At 68.2% G+C, this 19400-nt stretch carries 17 protein-coding genes and 1 tRNA gene; 11 read left to right on the top strand and 7 right to left on the bottom strand.

Translation table 11 applies throughout. The annotated features are described in order from the left end of the window. The first annotated feature begins 106 nt into the window (after positions 1 to 106). From BO996_RS07730 to BO996_RS07745, 4 genes are all read left to right on the top strand, one after another. Complete coding sequence (locus BO996_RS07730) at positions 107 to 1303, top strand: imelysin family protein (protein ID WP_071954426.1); 1197 nt, start codon at positions 107 to 109, stop codon at positions 1301 to 1303. Positions 1304 to 1451: 148 nt separating this feature from the next. Next, the gene (locus tag BO996_RS07735) at positions 1452 to 2918 is read left to right on the top strand and encodes a di-heme oxidoreductase family protein (protein WP_071954427.1); all 1467 of its coding nucleotides are present in this window, start codon (positions 1452 to 1454) and stop codon (positions 2916 to 2918) included. After that, positions 2918 to 4003 (top strand): imelysin family protein, encoded by a 1086-nt coding sequence (locus BO996_RS07740; RefSeq protein ID WP_071954428.1) that lies wholly within the window; start codon positions 2918 to 2920, stop codon positions 4001 to 4003. The genes BO996_RS07735 and BO996_RS07740 overlap by 1 nt, the downstream gene beginning before the upstream one ends. Beyond that, complete coding sequence (locus BO996_RS07745; RefSeq protein ID WP_043824869.1) at positions 3987 to 5189, top strand: DUF1513 domain-containing protein; 1203 nt, start codon at positions 3987 to 3989, stop codon at positions 5187 to 5189. The genes BO996_RS07740 and BO996_RS07745 overlap by 17 nt, the downstream gene beginning before the upstream one ends. Positions 5190 to 5251: 62 nt before the next feature. Here the strand turns inward: BO996_RS07745 and BO996_RS07750 are convergent. The 5 genes from BO996_RS07750 to BO996_RS07770 form a co-directional block, all read right to left on the bottom strand. Continuing rightward, positions 5252 to 5328 (bottom strand) — tRNA-Met (locus BO996_RS07750). A 129-nt stretch (positions 5329 to 5457) separates the two neighbouring features. Then, positions 5458 to 6237, bottom strand: coding sequence for an enoyl-CoA hydratase (locus BO996_RS07755; RefSeq protein ID WP_012203459.1), 780 nt, complete (start codon positions 6235 to 6237; stop codon positions 5458 to 5460). 74 nt (positions 6238 to 6311) lie between these two features. Next, on the bottom strand, positions 6312 to 8231 hold the full coding sequence (locus BO996_RS07760) for a M61 family metallopeptidase (RefSeq protein ID WP_071954429.1): 1920 nt from the start codon (positions 8229 to 8231) through the stop codon (positions 6312 to 6314). 130 nt (positions 8232 to 8361) lie between these two features. Further along, positions 8362 to 9078, bottom strand: a complete 717-nt coding sequence (locus BO996_RS07765) for a DsbC family protein (RefSeq protein WP_034390564.1) — start codon at positions 9076 to 9078, stop codon at positions 8362 to 8364. Positions 9079 to 9224: 146 nt separating this feature from the next. Next, positions 9225 to 10370: an FAD-dependent monooxygenase gene (locus tag BO996_RS07770; protein WP_170962085.1), complete on the bottom strand. Its 1146-nt coding sequence runs from the start codon at positions 10368 to 10370 to the stop codon at positions 9225 to 9227. Positions 10371 to 10544: 174 nt separating this feature from the next. Between BO996_RS07770 and BO996_RS07775 the strand changes: the two genes are divergently transcribed. From BO996_RS07775 to BO996_RS07805, 7 genes are all read left to right on the top strand, one after another. Continuing rightward, on the top strand, positions 10545 to 11411 hold the full coding sequence (locus BO996_RS07775) for an MOSC domain-containing protein (RefSeq protein ID WP_043824866.1): 867 nt from the start codon (positions 10545 to 10547) through the stop codon (positions 11409 to 11411). A 69-nt stretch (positions 11412 to 11480) separates the two neighbouring features. Next, the gene (ychF, locus tag BO996_RS07780) at positions 11481 to 12575 is read left to right on the top strand and encodes a redox-regulated ATPase YchF (RefSeq protein ID WP_012203464.1); all 1095 of its coding nucleotides are present in this window, start codon (positions 11481 to 11483) and stop codon (positions 12573 to 12575) included. A 160-nt stretch (positions 12576 to 12735) separates the two neighbouring features. Continuing rightward, the gene (locus tag BO996_RS07785) at positions 12736 to 13278 is read left to right on the top strand and encodes a CbrC family protein (protein WP_043824864.1); all 543 of its coding nucleotides are present in this window, start codon (positions 12736 to 12738) and stop codon (positions 13276 to 13278) included. Positions 13279 to 13283: 5 nt separating this feature from the next. Continuing rightward, entirely contained in the window at positions 13284 to 14159 is an 876-nt protein-coding gene (locus BO996_RS07790) for an SMI1/KNR4 family protein (RefSeq protein ID WP_071954430.1), read from the top strand. Between the two features lie 68 nt (positions 14160 to 14227). Then, the gene (locus BO996_RS07795; protein ID WP_013804059.1) at positions 14228 to 15178 is read left to right on the top strand and encodes an NUDIX hydrolase; all 951 of its coding nucleotides are present in this window, start codon (positions 14228 to 14230) and stop codon (positions 15176 to 15178) included. A gap of 124 nt (positions 15179 to 15302) precedes the next feature. Then, the gene (nadC, locus tag BO996_RS07800) at positions 15303 to 16184 is read left to right on the top strand and encodes a carboxylating nicotinate-nucleotide diphosphorylase (protein ID WP_016447964.1); all 882 of its coding nucleotides are present in this window, start codon (positions 15303 to 15305) and stop codon (positions 16182 to 16184) included. 194 nt (positions 16185 to 16378) lie between these two features. After that, positions 16379 to 17383 (top strand): tripartite tricarboxylate transporter substrate binding protein, encoded by a 1005-nt coding sequence (locus BO996_RS07805; protein WP_071954431.1) that lies wholly within the window; start codon positions 16379 to 16381, stop codon positions 17381 to 17383. Between the two features lie 38 nt (positions 17384 to 17421). Here the strand turns inward: BO996_RS07805 and BO996_RS07810 are convergent, their stop codons facing one another. Beyond that, entirely contained in the window at positions 17422 to 18204 is a 783-nt protein-coding gene (locus BO996_RS07810) for a 3-hydroxybutyrate dehydrogenase (RefSeq protein WP_071954432.1), read from the bottom strand. A 179-nt stretch (positions 18205 to 18383) separates the two neighbouring features. Further along, positions 18384 to 19313, bottom strand: coding sequence for a LysR family transcriptional regulator (locus BO996_RS07815; protein WP_071954433.1), 930 nt, complete (start codon positions 19311 to 19313; stop codon positions 18384 to 18386). Between the last annotated feature and the right edge of the window lie 87 nt (positions 19314 to 19400).

Here is a 19400-nt window from a genome sequence, read left to right on the forward strand (position 1 = left end):
ATGACCTTGCGGTGCAGTGCGGCGATATCTCGCAGGTTTTGCCAATAAAAACAATTCTCATTACAGTTTGGCATTCCGAGTTCTCCAACCTCCGATCCTTTCTGCCATGCATCCCATCCTGATTGCAGCCGCCCTGGCCCTGGGCGCGGCCGCCCCGATGAGCCAGGCCGCAGCCGCCGGCACCGTTCAACAGCCCGTGAAGAAGAGCCTCTCCGTTGCGGAGGTGGTCAAGCATTACGGCACCCTGGTGCACGCCAATTACTCGGACTCCATCAGCTCCGCCAAGACCATGCAGAAAGCCATTGCGGCCTTTCTGGCGGCGCCCAGCGAGCAGGGCCTGAACCAGGCACGCAAGGCCTGGCTGGATGCCCGGGAGTACTACGGCCAGACCGAGGCCTTCCGCTTCTACGCCGGTCCCATCGACAACGATGAAGGACCCGAAGGCCAGATCAACGCCTGGCCCATGGACGAGTCCTATGTGGACTATGTGGAAGGCAATCCCAACGCCGGCATCATCAACAACCGCAAGGAAGCCATCACCAAGAAGCGCCTGGCCGAGCTCAACGAGCATGACGGCGAGGAGAATGTTTCCACCGGCTGGCACGCCATCGAGTTCATGCTCTGGGGCCAGGACCTGAACGACAAGGGGCCCGGCGCGCGTCCGTACACCGACTTCGTCGATGGCAAGAAGTCCAATGCCGACCGCCGCCGCGAGTACCTGAAGGTGGTGACCGCGCTGCTGATCGAGGACCTGCAGTCCGTGGCCGACCAGTGGAAGCCCGGCTCGCCCAAGAACTTCCGCGCCCAGTTCGAGAAAAAGCCCGACGATGCGCTGCGCCGCATCTTCGTGGGCCTGGGTTCGCTGTCGCGCGGCGAGCTGGCCGGCGAGCGCCTGGAGGTGGCCCTGGCCAGCCGCGACCAGGAAGACGAGCACTCCTGCTTCTCGGACAACACGCATCGCGATGCCGTGACCAATGCCCAGGGCATCCTCAACGTCTGGCAGGGCAGCTACAAGCGCCTGGATGGCAGCGAGCTGCAAGGCCCGGGCATCAAGGACTGGGTGGCCTCCAAGGACAGCGCGCTGGCCGACAGGACCACGCGCCAGATCATGCAGTCGGTGCAGGCGGCCCAGGCCATTCCCGCGCCGTTCGACCAGGCCATCCAGGGCGCACGCGACTCGGCCTCGCGCGCCAAGATCCAGGCCACCATCGACAGCCTGGTCCAGCAGAGCAAGGACCTGGTGGAGGCGGCCAATGCCGTCGGCATCACCCAGCTCAACCTGGTGGACCCCAAGGCCAACTAAAAGAACATCCACGCCAGCGTCCATCCATTCCTGCGCCCATGTGCCAAGGCCGCCGCCCCCGAAAGGGTTCGGCGGCCCTGGCTTTTCCAGGGACGTCCCCACCCATGAATCTCTCCCCCCGCTGCTGGTCGCTGCCTCCCTGGTCCTGATGGGCTGCTCGGCCCAACAGCAGGACACGGTGGCTGCCGCGCCAGCGCGCGCGCCAGCACCGCAGCCTGCTCCCGATCCAGCTCCCGATCCAGCTCTTTTGTTCGCGGCACCCGGCGAGCCCCTGCCCCCGGGCGGCCAGACCACGGTCCACGCCACGGGCCGCAACGCCTTCTCGCTGCCCGCCGCCAACCTGGAGGATGCAGAGCGCACGCGCTTCGTCATCGGCAACTCCTTCTTCAAGCGCAACTGGGTGCAGGCCCCGGCCTCCACCACGGCGCGCGATGGCCTGGGCCCGCACTTCCTGGCGCGCTCCTGCGGCGGCTGCCATGTGCAGGACGGCCGCGCCCAGCCGCCCGACTTCCACAACCCGCTCAAGCCCCAGCCCTTCGCGGGCCTGCTCATGCGGCTGTCCATTCCGGGCGAAGGCCCGCACGGCAGCCCGGTGCCGGACCCGGTCTATGGCGACCAGTTCAACACCGAGGGCGTGCTGGGCGTCAAGGGCGAGGGCCAGCTGCGCATCCGCTATGAACAGGTGCATGGCCGCTTTGCCGACGGCACGGCCTACACGCTGGAAAAGCCGGTCTACGAGCTGGCTGCGCTCAACTACGGCCCCCTGGCCGCCAACCTGATGACCAGCCCGCGCATTGCGCCCCAGGTCATCGGCCTGGGCCTGCTGGAGCACATCCCGGAGTCCGAGATCCTGGCCAACGCTGCCGCCCAGGCGGCCCTGGGCGGCCCCATCAAGGGTCAGCCCAACTATGTCTGGGATGCCTACGGCGAACGCATGATGCTGGGCCGCTTCGGCTGGAAGGCCAACGTGGCCTCCATTGCCCACCAGACGGCTTCGGCCTTCCTGGGCGATATCGGCATCACATCGAAGCGTTTCCCGCACCAGGCCTGCACGCCCGCACAAAAGGACTGCTTGGCCGCGCCCGACGGCAACGGCGCCGAGGGCGTGGAGATCGAGGACCGCGTGCTGGACGACGTGATCTTCTACCAGGCCACGCTGGCGCCGCCTGCACGGCGCAACGCCAGCGACCCGGCCGTGCGCCGTGGCGAGGCACTGTTCCACCAGGCCCAGTGTGCGCAGTGCCACCGGCCCTCGTACAAGACGGGCGGGGAGCTGTTTCCCGCGCTGTCGCCGGCACTCAGCAGCAAGGGGTTGTCGGGCCAGACCATTGCGCCCTACACCGACCTGCTGCTGCACGACATGGGCGATGCGCTGGCCGATGGCCGGCCCGACTTCAAGGCCTCAGGCCGCCAGTGGCGCACGCCGCCGCTGTGGGGCATAGGCCTGCTGCCCGATGTCAACAACCACCAGCGCCTGCTGCACGACGGCCGTGCGCGCGGCGTGCTGGAAGCCATCCTCTGGCACGGCGGCGAGGCCGAAGCCGCGCGCGAACAGGTGCGCCAGTTCAGCGCCGAAGACCGTGAAGCCCTGGTCAAATTTGTGGAGTCCCTCTGATGCAAGACATGCGCATGACCCCTCGCCAAATCCTTTGTGCCGCCGTGCTGGCGCTGCTGGCCGCCGCCCCGGTCCATGCCCAGGAAGTGGATGCCAACATGGCCATTCCCTTCTACAACACGGCCCACGCCGTGCAGGGGCTGTACGGCCAATGGTTCTCGCCCCAGGCCAAGGCCGCGCAGGCATCCGCCCAGGCGCTGAGCCAGGCGCTGCGCGCACACTGCGCGGCACCTGCGGCACCTGCGGGGGCGGCTGCCGCCACGCTGCAGACGGCGCGCCAGGCCTATGTGCAATCGTCGCGGCAGTGGAGCAGCCTCTCTGCCGTGGCCCTGGGGCCGCTGGTGGAGCGCCGCTCGGCACGTCTGGTGGACTTCCGCCCCATGCGCCCGGCCCTGCTCAAGAAGGCCATACAGTCGGCCCCCGCCGATCTGGCTGCCATGGAGCGCATCGGCGCACCCGCCAAGGGATACCCGGCGCTCGAGAACCTGCTGTGGACCCAGCCCGTGGAGCCGCAGACGCCGGCCTGCGCCTATGCCACCCTGGTGGCCGAGGAAATCGGCGCCGAGATGGGCATCCTCAGCAACGGCTTTGCCAAGCTCGCGGCCCAGGATTGGTCCGAGGATGGCGATGCCACCACCGAAGCCATGGCCGAGTTCATCAACCAGTGGGTGGGCGGCCTGGAGCGCCTGCGCTGGGCGGACATGGAAAAGCCTTTGCGCAGTGCGGGCAGCAAGCCCCCCGCCTGGGAGCACCTGGCCAGCGGCAGCACCGTTGAGATCTGGCGCGCGCACTGGCAGGGCCTGCGCACGCTGGCCGTGAGCGTGGACCGCAAGGTGCCCCAGCCCGGCGTGGACATCGTGCCCATCGAGTCCTACCTGCGCGGCCGTGGCCTCAACCCGCTGGCCGACCGCTGGCTCAAGGCCGTCAACGAAGCCGATGCCGGCATGCGCGCTCTGACCGAGCCGAGCGCCAAGGCCGTCGATGCCGCGACCAAGCCACTGTCGCGCCTCAAGCGCCTCATGGAAGGCGAGGTGGCGCCTGCGCTGGAAGTCAACATCGGGTTCTCGGATGCCGACGGGGATTGAGCAGGCGCTGAATCGCCGCCGCTGGCTGCAGGGCATGGGGCTGCTGGCTGCCATGCCGCTGGCAACCTCCCATGCGGCCAGGCCGTCTGGACCGGCACGGTCGCTGGCTGCGGCCTGGATGCAGGGCGAGCAGATGCGTGTCGGCATCGTGCAGGCCAGTGCGCAGGTGGACAGGCCGCTGCAGGTGCTGCAGGCCCTGGATGTGCCCACGCGCGCCCATGGCATGGCCGCGCTGCGCGACGGCTCCGTGGTCTTCGCCAGCCGCCGCCCCGGTGACTGGCTGGTGCGCCTGAAGCCGGGACAGGCCGCCGAGGATGCGCAGTGGCAGTGGATCGAGCCCGACCGCTTCTTCAACGGCCATGTCATCGAAAGCGCCGATGGCCGCCATCTCTACACCACAGAGACCGACCTGGAAGATGCCCAGGGCCTGATCGGCGTGCGCGATGCCATCACCTTGGAGAAGATCGCCGAATGGCGCACGGGCGGCATGGACCCGCACCAGTTGCTGCTGGACGCCGACGGCACGCTGATGGTCGCCAACGGCGGCATTCCCACGCAGTCCGAAACCGGCCGGCGCAAGCTGCAGCTGGACCACATGGATTCGTCCATCGCACGGCTGTTGCCGGCCGAAGGCGGCGCCCGTGCCGGCCTGTGGAAGCTGGACGACAACCGCCTGAGCCTGCGCCACCTGGCCTGGGGCCCGCAGGTCGCCCACGCGCCCGCGCGCCGCTGGCTGGGCATTGCGCTGCAGGCCGAGCACCGCGACACCGAAGCGCGCGCCGCCGCGCCCGTGCTGGCCCTGTTCGATGGCCACCGTTTGCATGCCGTGCCCCTGCCCGAAGGGCGCGAGCCCCTGGCCGGCTATGGCGGCGACATAGGCTGCGACGGCCAGCTCTTTGCCGTCAGCTGCCCGCGCGTGAACACCGTCACCTGGTGGCAGGTGCCCGACAGCGGCCAGGCCAGTGGCCGCTGGCTGCGCGGCGATGCCATGCCGGGCGTGTACTGCGTGGCCAATGCAAGTGTCTCGCTGGATGCCAAGGGCCTGCCCCTGCCTGCCGAGCCCGCGCTGTGGATGGGCGGCGCACGCCAGGCCCAATTGCGCCAGCGCGGCCAGGTGCTGCGCACGGTGCCGGTTCCCGGCATGGCGCTGGACAACCACTGGATTGCGTTGGAGCGCGGCAGCTAGCAGCCGGAGGCGGCGCCAACGGAAAAAGGGTCTACGTTTGCACGTAGACCCTTTTCTTTGTTTGGTGGCGCTTCACGGATTCGAACCGCGGACCTGTGGATTATGATTCCATCGCTCTAACCGACTGAGCTAAAGCGCCGTAAGACCTAAATTATATGCAGAATTTTCGGCCCGTCCGGCAAGTTGTGCAAATTTCTCGAAATTTCTTTGCGAGAGGCTTGCTGCGCCTTGCCGGAAGACGCGCATTGTAGCGCGACTTTCAGCCCGCTCAGAGATGCTTGAAGCTGGCGGGACGCTTGTTGACGAAGGCGTCCATGCCTTCCTTCTGGTCCTGGGTGGCGAACAGCGCGTGGAACAGGCGGCGCTCGAACATGACGCCGTCGGCCAGCGAGCCCTCGAAGGCGCGGTTCACCGATTCCTTGGCCGCCATGACGGCGATCTGCGAGAAGCCGCTGATGATGATGGCGGCGCCCAGCGCCTCGTCCATGAGCTTGTCGAAGGGCACGACACGGCTGACCAGGCCGGCGCGCTCGGCTTCGGTGGCGTCCATCATGCGGGCCGTGAGGGCCATGTCCATGGCCTTGGACTTGCCCACGGCGCGCGGCAGGCGCTGCGTGCCGCCCGCGCCGGGGATCACGCCCAGCTTGATTTCCGGCTGGCCGAACTTCGCGTTGTCGGCGGCGATGATGAAGTCGCACATCATGGCCAGCTCGCAGCCGCCGCCGAGGGCAAAGCCGCTGACGGCGGCGATCACGGGCTTGCGGATGGAGCGGATGGCTTCCCAGTTGCGCGTGATGTAGTCGCCCTTGTAGGCATCGGCAAAGCTGTACTTGGCCATGGCGCCGATGTCGGCGCCAGCCGCAAAGGCTTTCTCGCTGCCGGTGATGATCATGCAGCCGATGGCCTCATCGGCATCGAAGGCCTGCAGGGCCTGGCCCAGCTCGTCCATGAGCTGGTCATTGAGCGCGTTGAGCTGCTTGGGGCGGTTGAGCGTGATGATGCCGACCTTGTCGGCTTCGACGCGAACTTCAATCATTTCGTAGGCCAAGGGAGTCTCCTGCTGGGGTTGTCGTCGTGATCCTCAAGAATAACCGGCCGGCGGCGCGGGACGGCATGCGCCGTTCAGGGCGTGGCAGGCGCCTGCGCAGTGCCGGTGTACCCGGCCAGCCAGCGTCCAGCGGTCTCCTCGTCCGTGATTTCCAGTCCGAGATTGCTGGGGGCGGGCGCCGCCAGGGTGCCGGATGTGGCAGCTTTTGCATCGCCGTTGTCCGTTTTCTCCACCATGGCGGCGGCCTCGGACAGCAGGCCCGAGCCCCAGGGCAGGGTCAAGGCCAGGATCTGCCGGTCGCGGGCCACCCAGGCGACGATGTCCAGGGCCGTGCCTGCATAAAGCGCCACGTCGTCCAGCCGGGTGATGCGCCAGCGCGCGGGCTGTGAATCCTCGGCGCCGGTGGGCAGCTCGATGGCCAGCCATTCGTCGCCCGCCATGAAGCCTGCGCGCTCGGCCAGGCCGCCGCGCAGCACGGTCTTGATGGTGATGCCCTGGCTTTCCTGCACGCGCAGGCCCAGGCGCTGGGCAGTCTGCGCCGGCTCGGCCTTGGCCTGCACGCCGTGCGCGGCCAGCAGCTCGGCCAGCGGCAGGTCGTCGGTGCCGTGCACCCATTGCGTGATCTCGGGCGCGAAGCTGCGCCCGCCCAGGTCCTGCAGCACGGCCAGCACGTCGGCCTCGCGCATGGGGCCGCCCTGGCAGCGCTGCCACAGCGCGCGCATCACGTCGTCCAGCGTGCTGCGGCCTTCGCGGCGCAGTTGCAGGTCCAGGGCCAGTGCGACCAGGCAGCCCTTGGTGTAGTAGCTGACGGTCTGGTTGGGCGTGTTCTCGTCCTGGCGGTAGTACTTGACCCAGGCGTCATAGCTGGCCTGGGCCACGGACTGCAGGTGTCGGCCCGGCGTCTGCAGCACCTGGTTGATGGTGCGCGTGACGAGCTTGAGGTACTGGGCGTTGTCGATCAGGCCGGCGCGGCGCAGCAGCAGGTCGTCGTAGTAGCTGGTGAAGCCTTCGAAGAACCACAGCAGCTCGGTGTAGTTCTCCTGCCCGTAGTCGTAGCGCGCGAATTCGGCCGGGCGCAGGCGCTTGACGTTCCAGGTGTGGAAGTACTCGTGGCTGATCAGGCCCAGCAAGGTGGTGTAGCCCTCGGCGGCCTTGCGCTCGCCCACGCGCGGCAGGTCGCGCCGGCCGCAGATCAGGGCCGTGGAATTGCGGTGCTCCAGGCCCCCATAGCCGTCATCGACCACGTTGAGCATGAACACGTAGCGCTGCATGGGTGCGGGCGTGGCCTGCTCGCCCGTACCGTGCCAGAAGGCCAGCACGGTCTCGCAGATCTTGCGTGCATCGGCAATCAGGCGCGCGCCGTCGAAGCTGGGCGCGGCGCCTGCGACGACGAAGCTGTGCGGCACGCCCGCGGCCACGAAGTCGCCACGCCAGAAGCTGCCCATCTCCACGGGGCAGTCCACCAATTCGTCGTAGTGGGCGGCGCGGTACAGGCCCCAGCCGCGCGCATCGGTGTCCACGGCGTCCAGGCCGGTCGCCACCTGCCACGATGCCGTGGCGTCCGACGCAAGCAGCTGCAGCGTGTGCGGCGTGTCTTCCTGGCCGTGCACGCGCAGGCACAGGCTGGTGCCGTTGAAAAAGCCGCGGCGTCGGTCCAGCCAGGCCGTGCGCACGGAGCTGTCATAGGCGCAGAACTGGTAGTGGAGCACCAGCGGCACGCCGGCTGCGCAATCGGCCTGCCAGAGGTTCTTGCCCTGCTGGGCCAGCGCGATGGGGCGGCCGTCCTGCTCGGCAGACAGGCCCTGGAGGTTCTTGGAGAATTCCCGCACCAGATAGCTGCCGGGAATCCAGACCGGCAGCGACAGGGTCTGTCCAGCGGCCGGGCGGGCGATGTGCAGTTGCACGCTGAACAGGTGCGCGTCCACATCAAGGGCCTGCACGCGGTAGTGGATGTCCGCTGCGGCAGTGGCGGTGGCGGCGAGGGGAGAGGTCATTCGGGCTCCTGCAGGTGTGGCCTGGAGGCTGCCCGGGCCCGCTGCGGCGGGCTGGAGCCGGGAAGCTCCGGCCGAGGGGGATCAGGTGGGCGGGCCCGGCGTCCATGGCGCCGGGCCCGCCCGGTGGCGGTCAGCGCGCGGCTGCGGCTGCGGCCAGGTTCTTCTCGACTTCCTGGGCGCTGATGGCGCCAGGCACGCGGGTGTTGTTGGTGAAGATGACGGTGGGCGTTCCCGTGATCTTGTACTTGCGGCCAAAGGCCAGGTTGCGCTGCACGGCCGAGGTGTCGCACTGGGCGGCGGCCGGCACCTTGTCGCGCAGCATGTGGTCAGCCCATGCACCGGCCTGGTCCTTGGCGCACCAGATGTTGCGCGACTTCTCGGCCGAGTCGGGGCTCAGGATGGGGTACAGGAACAGGTAGATGGTGACGTTGTCCACGGTCTGCAGGTCGCGCTCGAAGCGCTTGCAGTAGCCGCAGTTGGGGTCTTCGAACACGGCCATCTTGCGCTCGCCCTTGCCGTGGACGATGGTCACGGCGTCCTTGAGCGGCAGCTGCTTGAAGTCCACCGCCGTCAGCTGGTTCATGCGGTCTTCGGTGAGATTGCGGCGCGCCTTGGTGTCGATCAGCTCGCCCTGGATCAGGTAGTTGCCCTTGGCGTCCGTATAGAACAGGTCCGTGCCGATGCGCACCTCGAAGAGGCCGGACATGGGCGTGGGGCGGATTTCGTCGATCTTTTCCAGCTGGGGAATGCGCTCGGTCAGCGTCTTGCGCAGGTTGGCGTCCTGGGCATGGACACCGAGGCTCCAGGTCAGGCTGGCGGCCGTCAGCAGGCAGGCGAAGAGTTTCATGGCAATGCGGTGGGTGGGCGGGGCCGCGTTCAGGCCGGCCGCGCCGTGGTTGAGGGGGATTGCGCGGCGCGGGGCGCCACGGAGCAGGGGTACGAGTCGCAAAACGGCAAAGGGTTCAACGGCACGGGATCGGCTTGGCTCCAGGCTCAGGCGCCGCTGCGCGGGTCCAGGCCCATGGCCTGGCGCGCCATCCAGTCCTTGAGCGGGCCGAAGCGCTCGAAGCCCTTCATGCCCCAGTTGCGCAGCATCTGCACCGGAACCTCGGAGCGGCTGAACAGCTGCTGCAGCCCGTCCATGGCCAGGCCCATGGGCGCCAGCGCGGCCTTGCGCTCGCGTTCATAGCGGCGCAGCAGGCGCAGATCGCCGGTGCTGCGCCAGTAGCCGCGCTCCTGCAGCACGCGTGCCAGCGCCTGCACATCGCCCAGGCCCAGGTTCAGGCCCTGGCCTGCCAGCGGATGCACGTTGTGGGCGGCATCGCCCACCAGCACCCAGCTGCGGGCCGAGCGTGCATCGCCGTCGGGCATGGAGCCGCACCAGTGGTCGGCCACGGCCTGCTGCAGCGGCCAGGCCATGCGCGGTGCGCTCAGCTCCAGCCGCCCCAGCGCGCCCTGGCTGATGGCTTCCAGCCGCGCGGTGAAGTCCTGTGTGTCGGCGGCCAGCCAGCCGTCGGCCAGCTCGCGGGCGATGGACCAGACCACGGCCACGCTGTGGCCTTGCGGGCCGTCCAGTGGCAGCAGGGCCAGGATGCCTTCGGGCGTGAACCACTGTCGCGCCACCTGTCCGTGCGGCAGCTCGCAGTGCAGCCGGGTGGCGATGGCGTGCTGTGCATAGGGCGTGACGGCGAAGTCCACGCCGAACTCGCTGCGCGTGCGGCTGGCGCGGCCCTCGCAGATGGCCGTCAGCGGCGCCGCCACGGGCTGCTCCACCACCTCGACCATGGGCTGGTAGCGCACGGCCTCGGCCAGGCGCTGCTCCAGCGCGGGCACATCGACGATCCAGGTCAGGGCCTCGACATCCTGGCTGGCGGCGTCGAACAGCACATGGCCGTCCAGGTCGCCAAAGACCTCCATTTGCGTCACGGGCGTGGCGTGCTGGTCATCGGGCCAGCAACGCAGGCTGTCCAGCAGGCCGCGTGCGCTGGCATTGAGCGCGTAGGCGCGCACATCGGGCGCGTTGCCGGTCGGCGCGGCCACCACCAGGGCCACGCGCAGCCGTTCCCGGGCCAGCAGGAGAGCCAGGGTCCGGCCTGCAATGCCGGCCCCGCGTATACATACATCAAAGGTTTGCGCCATGGCCGGCATTGTAGGAGTCCGGGCCATGCCGGGGATTCCAACTGGCGCAAACTCCGGCTTTGGCGTGATCTGCCGCAGCCTGTGCCGCCATCTGGCATATTGCCGCCCATCGCATGGCGCCATTCGCACCATGGATGGCATACACACTCCAGATTTCCCAAAAAGAGCTATCCGATGTTTGACCAAGAAAGAGACGTGCAGGGCCGCATTGCCCAGTTGTGGGTATATCCCGTCAAATCCTGCGCGGGCATCGCGCTGCAAAGCAGCGGCGTCGGCGCCACCGGCCTGGCCTGGGACCGCCACTGGATGGTGGTCGATGCGCAGGGCGAATTCCTGACCCAGCGCGACCATTCGCGCATGGCCTGGATACGCCCCGAGCTGGAGGCCGGGCACCTGGTGCTGCACTTTCCCCAGCAGCCGCCGCTGCGCATCGCGCTGCAGGCCACGGGGCCGGAGCGTCGGGCGCGCGTCTGGTCGGACTGGGTGCAGGCCTGGGACATGGGGCCGGAGGCAGCGCGCTGGCTGACCCAGGCCCTGGGCGCGGATTGCGCCCTGGTGCGCTTCGACCCGGCGGCGCCGCGCCGCACCAGCGAGCGCTGGACCGGGGGCGAGGCAGCGCCCGTGCACTTCGCGGACGGCTATCCGCTGCTGGTACTGAGCCAGGCGGCCGTGGATGAACTCAACCAGCGCCTGCAGGCAGCCGGCCACGCCGCGGTGGACGCACGGCGCTTTCGCCCCAATATCGTGATCGAAGGCCTGGAGGCCCATGACGAGGACCGGGTCGACGGGTTCGACGTGCTCGATGCCCAGGGCCTGCGGCTGCGCATGGCCAAGCCCTGCACACGCTGCCCCATTCCCGACATCGACCCCGTCACGGCCGTGCAGGGCACCGCCGTGGGTGATGCCATCCGTACCTACCGCCAGGACGACCGTGTCGATGGCGCCATCACCTTCGGCATGAATGCCGTGCTGGAAGGCCTGCACGACGGGGCCGAACTGGTCGTTGGCCAGTCCGTGGCCGGCGACTGGCAGTTCGCCTGAAACGACAGGAAATGCCCGGTTGACTAAAATACGGGGTTTGTCCCCAGAATCCCTGTAGAAAGCCCTGCCATGAGCCTCAAATGCGGCATCGTGGGCCTGCCCAATGTGGGCAAGTCCACTCTCTTCAACGCGCTGACGAAGGCCGGCATCGCCGCCGAGAACTATCCCTTCTGCACCATCGAGCCGAACACCGGCGTGGTGGAAGTGCCCGATCCGCGCCTGCAGAAGCTGGCCGACATCATCACGCCCGAGCGCATCGTCCCGGCCATCGTCGAATTCGTGGACATCGCGGGCCTGGTGGCCGGCGCCTCCAAGGGTGAAGGCCTGGGCAACCAGTTCCTGGCCCACATCCGCGAGACCGACGCCATCGTCAACGTGGTGCGCTGCTTCGAAGACCCGAACGTCATCCACGTGGCCAACAAGGTGGACCCCATCGCCGACATCGAGGTCATCCAGACCGAGCTGTGCCTGGCCGACCTGGCCACCGTCGAGAAGGCGCTGAACCGCTACAGCAAGGCCGCCAAGTCGGGCAACGACAAGGAAGCCGCCAAGGTGGTGGCGCTGCTGACCCCCATCCAGGCTGCCCTGGACCAGGGCAAGCCCGCACGCACGGTGCCCGTCTCCAAGGAAGACGCGCCCCTGCTCAAGCAGTTCTGCCTGATCACCGCCAAGCCCGCCATGTTCGTGGGCAACGTCAGCGAAGACGGCTTCGAGAACAACCCGCTGCTCGACAGCCTCAAGGCCTATGCCGAGGCACAAGGCGCTCCCGTCGTGGCCATCTGCGCCAAGATCGAGGCTGAAATGGCCGAGATGAGCGACGAGGACCGCGACATGTTCCTGCAGGAACTGGGCCTGGAAGAACCTGGCCTGAACCGCCTGATCCGCGCCGGCTTCGGCCTGCTGGGCCTGCAGACCTACTTCACGGCCGGCGTCAAGGAAGTGCGCGCCTGGACCATCAAGGTCGGCGACACCGCCCCCCAGGCCGCAGGCGTCATCCACGGCGACTTCGAGCGCGGCTTCATCCGTGCCCAGACCATCGCCTTCGACGACTTCATCGCCTTCAAGGGCGAGCAAGGCGCCAAGGACGCGGGCAAGATGCGCGCCGAAGGCAAGGAATATGTCGTCAAGGATGGCGACGTGATGAACTTCCTGTTCAACGTCTGAGGCGGCACATGCTGCAGCGGGGCTGCTAGAGCAGCTCCCGCGCTTCTCGGAAAAACCGCGCTTTGCGCGGTTTTTTCTTGCCAGAAACGTTCATTCCCACGCGCTGAGCTGCCATGGACAATGGCACCTTTCCAATCAATCGGGAAAGAGAGTCCGTGCAATGGAACGCCCGCATTTCAGATTCCATCCCGGTGCCTATGAAACCGTCTTCGAGCAGGAAGAGGGTGTGTGCTCCTGCTGCGGACAAAACCGCAGCCTCAAGTACGAGGGCCCGTTCTACAGCCAGCAAAGCCCCGACTACCTGTGTCCCTGGTGCATTGCCAGCGGGCAGGCTTGCGAGACATACGACGGCGAACTTGTGGGATACACCGATATCGAAGGCGTGTCGCCTGATCCGGCAGACCCCGATCCCACCATCGCCAGGGAACTGCTGCTGGAAATAGCTCAGCGCACGCCCGGCTACAGGGCCTGGCAGCAGCCCGTGTGGCTCACGCACTGCAATGCACCCTGTGTCTTCCTGGGTCACGCCGACAGGCAGGCCGTCGAGCCTTTCCTTGCTGAAGTCCTGCCCGACATCGAAGGCAGCTACAGGAACGATGCGCAGTGGATGCTGGAGCGCATGTCCACGGACGGCATGATTTCCGGCTGCCTTTTCCAGTGCGTGCATTGCGGCCGGCATCGGCTGCATATGGACGTGGGATGAATCCAATGACCACCTACGCCGACCTCTCCATCCAGACCGGCATTGCGCTTCCGCCGCTGTTGAGCGACCTCCTGGCATCGGGAAAGACCGTCTACGGTCCGGATTGGGCCGCCACCTGGCGCCAGCGCTGCCTGCAGGACCCGCCCTTGTTCATGAGTTGGCAGGACTTCGAATGGATAGACGCCGAAGCCAGCCGGGAAATCATCGAGGGCTGGCTTCATCCTGGCGCACAGAACGGCCGGAGCTTTTTGCCATTCGCCCAGTCGGGCGCCGGCGATGCCTGGTGCCTGACGCCGCTGGACACGCATGGCGTGGGCGTGGCGCTGGTGTTGCACGATGACGAGGCCAGCAGTGTTTCGCACGCCTGCTTCGATGACTTTGTCTGCGCGGGATTTCTGCAGGCCTTTGCGGACCTGAGCGATCAGCTGGATGACTTCTCGCAGTCGGAGGCTTTGCAACTGTTGCGGGCCGATGTCGAGCAGGCCGCGCGCTTCATGACGCAGGAGTTGGGTGACTATCTGCAGGATTTCTGCCGGCGCCCCTTGGAGATCAGTCCTTGGCGCGATGGGCCCCGGGCGCGTGTTCGCCAGGTGGCTTCATTGATTTCACAGGATGAATTGGCGGCCGAACTGGGCCGGCTGCCTGCCGTGGACCTTTCCTTTCCCGTCGTGGCGCGCTGGGAAGTGCGTTCGGTGGAGGAGGGAGACGCGCGGCACGGCCCTGCGCCAGAGCCCGCAAAGATCGACTGGCGCACCCTTGCCGCCGATCCCCTGCAGAAGATGGCGGCCATCAGGGTCTGCCAGAGCGAGCATGGCTGCAGCCTGGGACAGGCCAAGGCCATGGTGGACCAGTACATCGGAAGCTTGGGCCGCCCTGCGTGAACGCGGGCAACCCGGCCCCTGCAACCCACCATAATCACCCATCCCGCCAACCGACCTCCCTCACCTTCGTGCCCCACCCCACCAGTCCCGCAGCCTCTCCCATCCATGCCGAACTCGTCGCCGTGCTGGCGGCCGTGACCCAGGGCACACCGCGCGTGCTGACCACGGCGGACGGGCAGTTGCTGCCGGCGGGGCCGTTCGAGGTGGGGCACCGTTCGCTGCAGGCCGGCCTGCGCGCCTGGGTGGAGGAGCAGACCCATCACCCGCTGGGCTACATGGAGCAGCTCTACACCTTTGCCGATGGCGATCGCACCGATGCCAGCGGGGCGCGCGTGATCTCGGTCAGCTACCTGGGGCTGACGCGCGAGTCTGCGGACCGCAGCGCGGGGCAGGCCGTCTGGCAGGACTGGTACCGCTACTTTCCCTGGGAAGACTGGCGCGGCGGCGAGCCGGCCCTGCTGCGCTCCCACATCGCTCCGCGCCTGCATGCCTGGATGGCCGAGGCGCGCGGCGCCCAGCGTGCGCTGCGGCGCCAGCGCGCGGACATTGCCTTCGGCCTGGACGGCGGGCCCTGGAACGAGGACATGGTGCTGCAGCGCTACGAGCTGCTGTACGAGGCCGGACTGGTGCAGGAGGCGGCCCACCGCGTCCATGGCGCGGCCGCCATGCTGCCCGGCGAGGCCATGCACCACGACCACCGCCGCATCCTGGCCACGGGCATGGCGCGGCTGCGGGCCAAGATCAAGTACCGGCCCGTGGTGTTCGAGCTGATGCCGCCCGAGTTCACGCTGCTGCAGCTGCAGCAGACGGTGGAGGCCCTGGCCGGGCGCGGGCTGCACAAGCAGAACTTCCGCCGCCTGATCGAGCAGCAGGATCTGGTCGAGGAAACCGGCCAGCTCACGGTGGGTTCGGCGGGCCGGCCGGCCAAGCTGTTCCGCTTTCGCAGCGATGTGCTGCTGGAACGCGCCATCTCCGGCAGCAAGCTGCCCCTGGCCAAGGGCATCGACGGTTCCCCCTGAGCTGCACGGCACTTGCCCGATTGTGACAATGGCTTGACAGCACTTATGCTCGTACCTAGCATAAGTTCCTCGCTCAAGCCCGCAAGGCCGCGCGCCACATTTTTTTGACCTACATATACTCAAAATGAGCATTAATATTGCCAATGCCCTCAGTGCCCGCCTGCCGGTACCGCCGCTGCCCGACCTGATGCTGGAGCCGCTGGTGCGCTCGGCCCTGCTGGAAGACCTGGGCCGCGCGGGCGACCTGACCACGGATGCCATTGTTCCTGCCGACGCACAGGCCGAACTGCGCCTGGTGGCGCGCCAGGAGGGCGTGCTGGCCGGGCTGGACATGGCGCGGCTGGCGTTCCGTGCGCTGGATGCGCAGTCGCGTTTCGAGCCGGTGCTGCGCGATGGCAGCGAACTGGCGCCCGGCCAGGAGATCGCGCGCATCCACGGCAGCGCGCGCGCCATCCTCACGGCCGAGCGCGTGGCGCTCAACTACCTGTGCCACCTGAGCGGCGTGGCCACGGCCACGGCATCGATCGCGCGGGCCATCGCCGACACGGGCGCGCGCGTGACCTGCACGCGAAAGACCATGCCGGGCCTGCGCGCGCTGCAGAAGTACGCCGTGCGCGTGGGCGGCGGCAGCAACCACCGCTTCGGCCTGGACGATGCCGTGCTGATCAAGGACAACCACATCGCGCTGGCCGGCGGCGTGGCCGAAGCCCTGGCCCGGGCGCGCGCAGGCGTGGGCCACATGGTGCAGATCCAGCTGGAGGTGGACACGCTGGAGCAGCTGGAGGTGGCGCTGTCCCTGGGCGTGGAAGTGGTGCTGCTGGACAACATGGACCTGGACACGCTGCGCACGGCCGTCTCCATGGCGCGCGGGCGCGCGGTGACCGAGGCCTCGGGCCGCATCACGCCCGAGACGGCGCGCGCCGTGGCCGAGACCGGCGTGGACCAGATCGCCGTGGGCTGGATCACGCACAGCGCCCGGGTTCTCGACATCGGCCTCGACACCTGAAATGAGGCACCCCCTGAGCCGCTGCGCGGCTTCCCCCGTGTGCACGGCGCCCTCTCTCGCTGCGCGGGAGGGGGGCGTCCGGGCAACCGGCGACACCCTGGCTGCGGGGCGGCGCGGCCGGCTTAGGCCCTTGCTCGGTGTCCCTGAGTTGGGCTGCGCGGGTTTTTTGCACCTAGCCCAGTGGAGCAGTTGCCATGTTTTTTGAAGGGCGTACCTTGAAGCGACGGAGACTCTGGACGCTGGTGGCCTGCGCGCTGCTGGCGGGCGCATCGGGGCTGTGGCTGGCGGCGCCGGGCAAGGCCGGCACGCGCCTGGAGCGGCCCATCACCATCGTCGTGACCTTTCCGCCGGGCGGCGGCACGGACCTGCTGGCGCGGCGCCTGGGCGAGCAGCTGCAGCAGCGCCTGGGCCAGCCCGTGGTGGTGGAGAATCGGCCCGGCGCCAGCGGCAACATCGGCGCCCATGCCGTGGCCCAGGCCGCAGCGGACGGCAGCACCTTGCTGATGGCCAACAGCTCGTTCGCCATCAACCCCGGTGTCTACGAGCGCCTGGATTTCGACCCGCGCAAGGACTTCACGGCGGTATTCAACGCGGGCTCCATCGCCTCGGTGCTGGTCGTGCCTGCGGGCAGCGCGCTGCAGACGCTGGAGGATGCGCTGGCCCAGGCGCGCCAGGAACGGCCGCTGCTGTTCGCCTCCTGCGGCAACGGCACGCCCCAGCACCTGGCGGGCGAGATGCTGGCCCGCGACGCGAAGCGCTTTGTGCAGCATGTGCCCTACAAGGGCTGCGGCCCGGCCATCACGGCCGTGGCGGCAGGCCAGGTGTCGGCGGGCATGGTCACGGCCAGCAGTGCCTCGGCCATGATCGCTGCAGGCCGCGTGCGCGCCCTGGCCGTCACGGCGCCGCAGCGACTGCCGCAGCTGGCCGGCGTTCCCACGGTGGCCGAGCGCGGCCTGCCGGGCTTTGCGGTGGAGCAGTGGCACGGCCTGCTGGCACCTGCCGCCACGCCCCGGGCCACGGTGCAGGCATTGCATGACACGCTGGAGCAGGCGCTGGCCGATCCCGCCGTCAGCGCTGGCTTGCGCGACCAGGGCTACACCCTGGCGCGGCAGACACCGGGCCAATTCCAGGCGCTGATCGCGGCCGACATCGACCGCTATGCGGCCGTGACCCGGGCGCTGGGCCTGAAGGCCGATTGAAGGCCGATTGAGGGGCGATTGAGTGGCCGACTGGCGACTCACTGCATGAACCAGCCGTGGCTGACCACCAGCGACTGGCCGGTCAGCGCATTGCTGGGAAAGCCCGCGAACAGCAGGGCCACGCGGGCCACGTCCTCGGTGGTGGTGAACTCGCCGTCCACGGTTTCCTTGAGCATCACGTTCTTGATGACCTCGTCCTCGCTGATGCCCAGCGTGCGGGCCTGCTCGGGAATCTGCTTGTCCACCAGCGGCGTGCGCACGAAGCCCGGGCAGATCACATTGGCGCGCACGCCGTGCTTGGCGCCTTCCTTGGCCACGGTCTTGGCCAGCCCGATCAGGCCGTGCTTGGCCGTGACATAGGGCGCCTTGAGCAGCGAGGCCTCCTTGGAGTGCACCGATCCCATGTAGATCACGCTGCCGCCGCGGCCCTGCGCATACATGTGCTTGAGGCAGGCGCGCGTGGTGAGGAAGGCGCCGTCCAGGTGGATGGCCAGCATCTTCTTCCAGTCGGCGAAGCTGAATTCCTCCACTGGACGCACGATCTGTATCCCGGCATTGCTGACCAGGATGTCGATGCCGCCGAAGGCCCGGGCGGCCTCCTCGACCGAGGCGTTGACCTGGGCCTCGTCGGTCACGTCCACGGCCACGCCCATGGCCTGCGCTCCCGTGGCGCGCAGCTCGGCCGCCGTGGCGTCGGCCGCCTCCTTGTTGAGGTCGGCAATGACGATGCGCGCGCCTTCGCTGGCGAACAGCGTGGCGATCTCCTTGCCGATACCGCTGGCCGAGCCGGTGATGAAGGCGACCTTGTCCTTGAGTTGCATGGTGAGTCTTTCCTGGAGAGTGGATGAAACAGGCCGGTGTCCATCTTCGGCGGGGCCGGCCGCGTGCCCTTGTCGGCGCAGGGACCAGTCTGGCGCCGGTTTCTTAGACGAAACTGAGTCGGCAGGCCCGGCTCCCCAGTGTTGGCAGCCCGCAAGTCATGCCCGTGACGGCCGGCCCTTCAGGGCGCGGCGGCCTCGCGGTGCCGGGGCTGCTGGAACAGCTCGCAGACCAGTTCGCGCAGCCAGCGCTTGGCCGGTTCCTGCTCGAAGCGCCAGCTCCAGTGCAGCGACACGTCGAAGCGGTGATCGGGCAGGTCGGCATCGCGCACCGCATAGCCGCCGCGCTCGACAAAGCCGGCCGCGATCTCGGCCGGCATGATCACCGCCAGGTCGGTCTTGCCCACGATGGAGGGCACGGCCATGAAATGCGCGGCCGACAGGCGGATGCGCTCATCGAGCCGCAGCGCCTGCAGGATGCGCAAGGTTTCCGAGTGCGAGCGCACCGCGGCAAAGTCCAGCTGGCGCAGCGTGGCCAGCGCCAGTGGCGCGTCTTCGGGCACGTGCGCCAGCGCGGGGTGGCCGCTGCGCAGCAGCACGCCGTAGTGGTCGGACAGCAGCACGGTCTGCCGGGTCCGCGTGCCACCCGGCAGAAAGCCGATGGCGATGTCCAGCGTGCCCCGGTCCAGCGCATCGGCAATGCCGTCCAGCGGCATGGGCAGGGTCTCCAGCTGCACATGCGGGGCGCGCTGGTGCAGCGCCTGCATCAGCGGCGGCAGAAAGCGCGCCTCGCCGATGTCGCTCAGGTGGATGCGAAAGCGCTGGCGCGCCTGCAGTGGCTCGAAGCTCTGCGCCTCGGACATGGCGACTTCGAGCACCTCCAGCGCCTGGCGCACGGCCAGCGCCAGGCGCTCGGCACGCGGCGTGGGGCGCACGCCTGCGTGCGCGCGCTCGAACAGCGGATTGCCCAGCAGCAGGCGCAGCCGCGTCACGGCCTGGCTGGCGGCGGGCTGGGACATGCCCAGCTCCTCGGCCGCGCGGCTGACGCTGCAGTGGCGGTACACGGCGTCAAAGACGCGCAGCAGGTTGAGGTCCAGGTTCTTGATATCCATTTGGTGAATATCTCTTAGATAGTTTATTCAATTGCTGGAAATCATAAGCGCCTGCACCATGGGCACCGACTTCCATGGCCACCGCGC

This window comes from Delftia sp. HK171 (assembly GCF_001886655.1).
Taxonomy (GTDB): domain Bacteria; phylum Pseudomonadota; class Gammaproteobacteria; order Burkholderiales; family Burkholderiaceae_C; genus Comamonas; species Comamonas acidovorans.

What these genes read in the sequence shown, in the direction of transcription:
- BO996_RS07730 (WP_071954426.1), top strand. Translation starts at nt 107, where the DNA reads ATGCATCCCATCCTGATTGCAGCCGCCCTGGCCCTGGGCGCGGCCGCC.
- BO996_RS07735 (WP_071954427.1), top strand. Translation starts at nt 1,452, where the DNA reads ATGGGCTGCTCGGCCCAACAGCAGGACACGGTGGCTGCCGCGCCAGCG.
- BO996_RS07740 (WP_071954428.1), top strand. Translation starts at nt 2,918, where the DNA reads ATGCAAGACATGCGCATGACCCCTCGCCAAATCCTTTGTGCCGCCGTG.
- BO996_RS07745 (WP_043824869.1), top strand. Translation starts at nt 3,987, where the DNA reads ATGCCGACGGGGATTGAGCAGGCGCTGAATCGCCGCCGCTGGCTGCAG.
- BO996_RS07760 (WP_071954429.1), bottom strand. Translation starts at nt 8,231, where the DNA reads ATGACCTCTCCCCTCGCCGCCACCGCCACTGCCGCAGCGGACATCCAC.
- BO996_RS07765 (WP_034390564.1), bottom strand. Translation starts at nt 9,078, where the DNA reads ATGAAACTCTTCGCCTGCCTGCTGACGGCCGCCAGCCTGACCTGGAGC.
- BO996_RS07770 (WP_170962085.1), bottom strand. Translation starts at nt 10,370, where the DNA reads ATGGCGCAAACCTTTGATGTATGTATACGCGGGGCCGGCATTGCAGGC.
- BO996_RS07775 (WP_043824866.1), top strand. Translation starts at nt 10,545, where the DNA reads ATGTTTGACCAAGAAAGAGACGTGCAGGGCCGCATTGCCCAGTTGTGG.
- ychF (WP_012203464.1), top strand. Translation starts at nt 11,481, where the DNA reads ATGAGCCTCAAATGCGGCATCGTGGGCCTGCCCAATGTGGGCAAGTCC.
- BO996_RS07785 (WP_043824864.1), top strand. Translation starts at nt 12,736, where the DNA reads ATGGAACGCCCGCATTTCAGATTCCATCCCGGTGCCTATGAAACCGTC.
- BO996_RS07790 (WP_071954430.1), top strand. Translation starts at nt 13,284, where the DNA reads ATGACCACCTACGCCGACCTCTCCATCCAGACCGGCATTGCGCTTCCG.
- nadC (WP_016447964.1), top strand. Translation starts at nt 15,303, where the DNA reads ATGAGCATTAATATTGCCAATGCCCTCAGTGCCCGCCTGCCGGTACCG.
- BO996_RS07805 (WP_071954431.1), top strand. Translation starts at nt 16,379, where the DNA reads ATGTTTTTTGAAGGGCGTACCTTGAAGCGACGGAGACTCTGGACGCTG.
- BO996_RS07810 (WP_071954432.1), bottom strand. Translation starts at nt 18,204, where the DNA reads ATGCAACTCAAGGACAAGGTCGCCTTCATCACCGGCTCGGCCAGCGGT.
- BO996_RS07815 (WP_071954433.1), bottom strand. Translation starts at nt 19,313, where the DNA reads ATGGATATCAAGAACCTGGACCTCAACCTGCTGCGCGTCTTTGACGCC.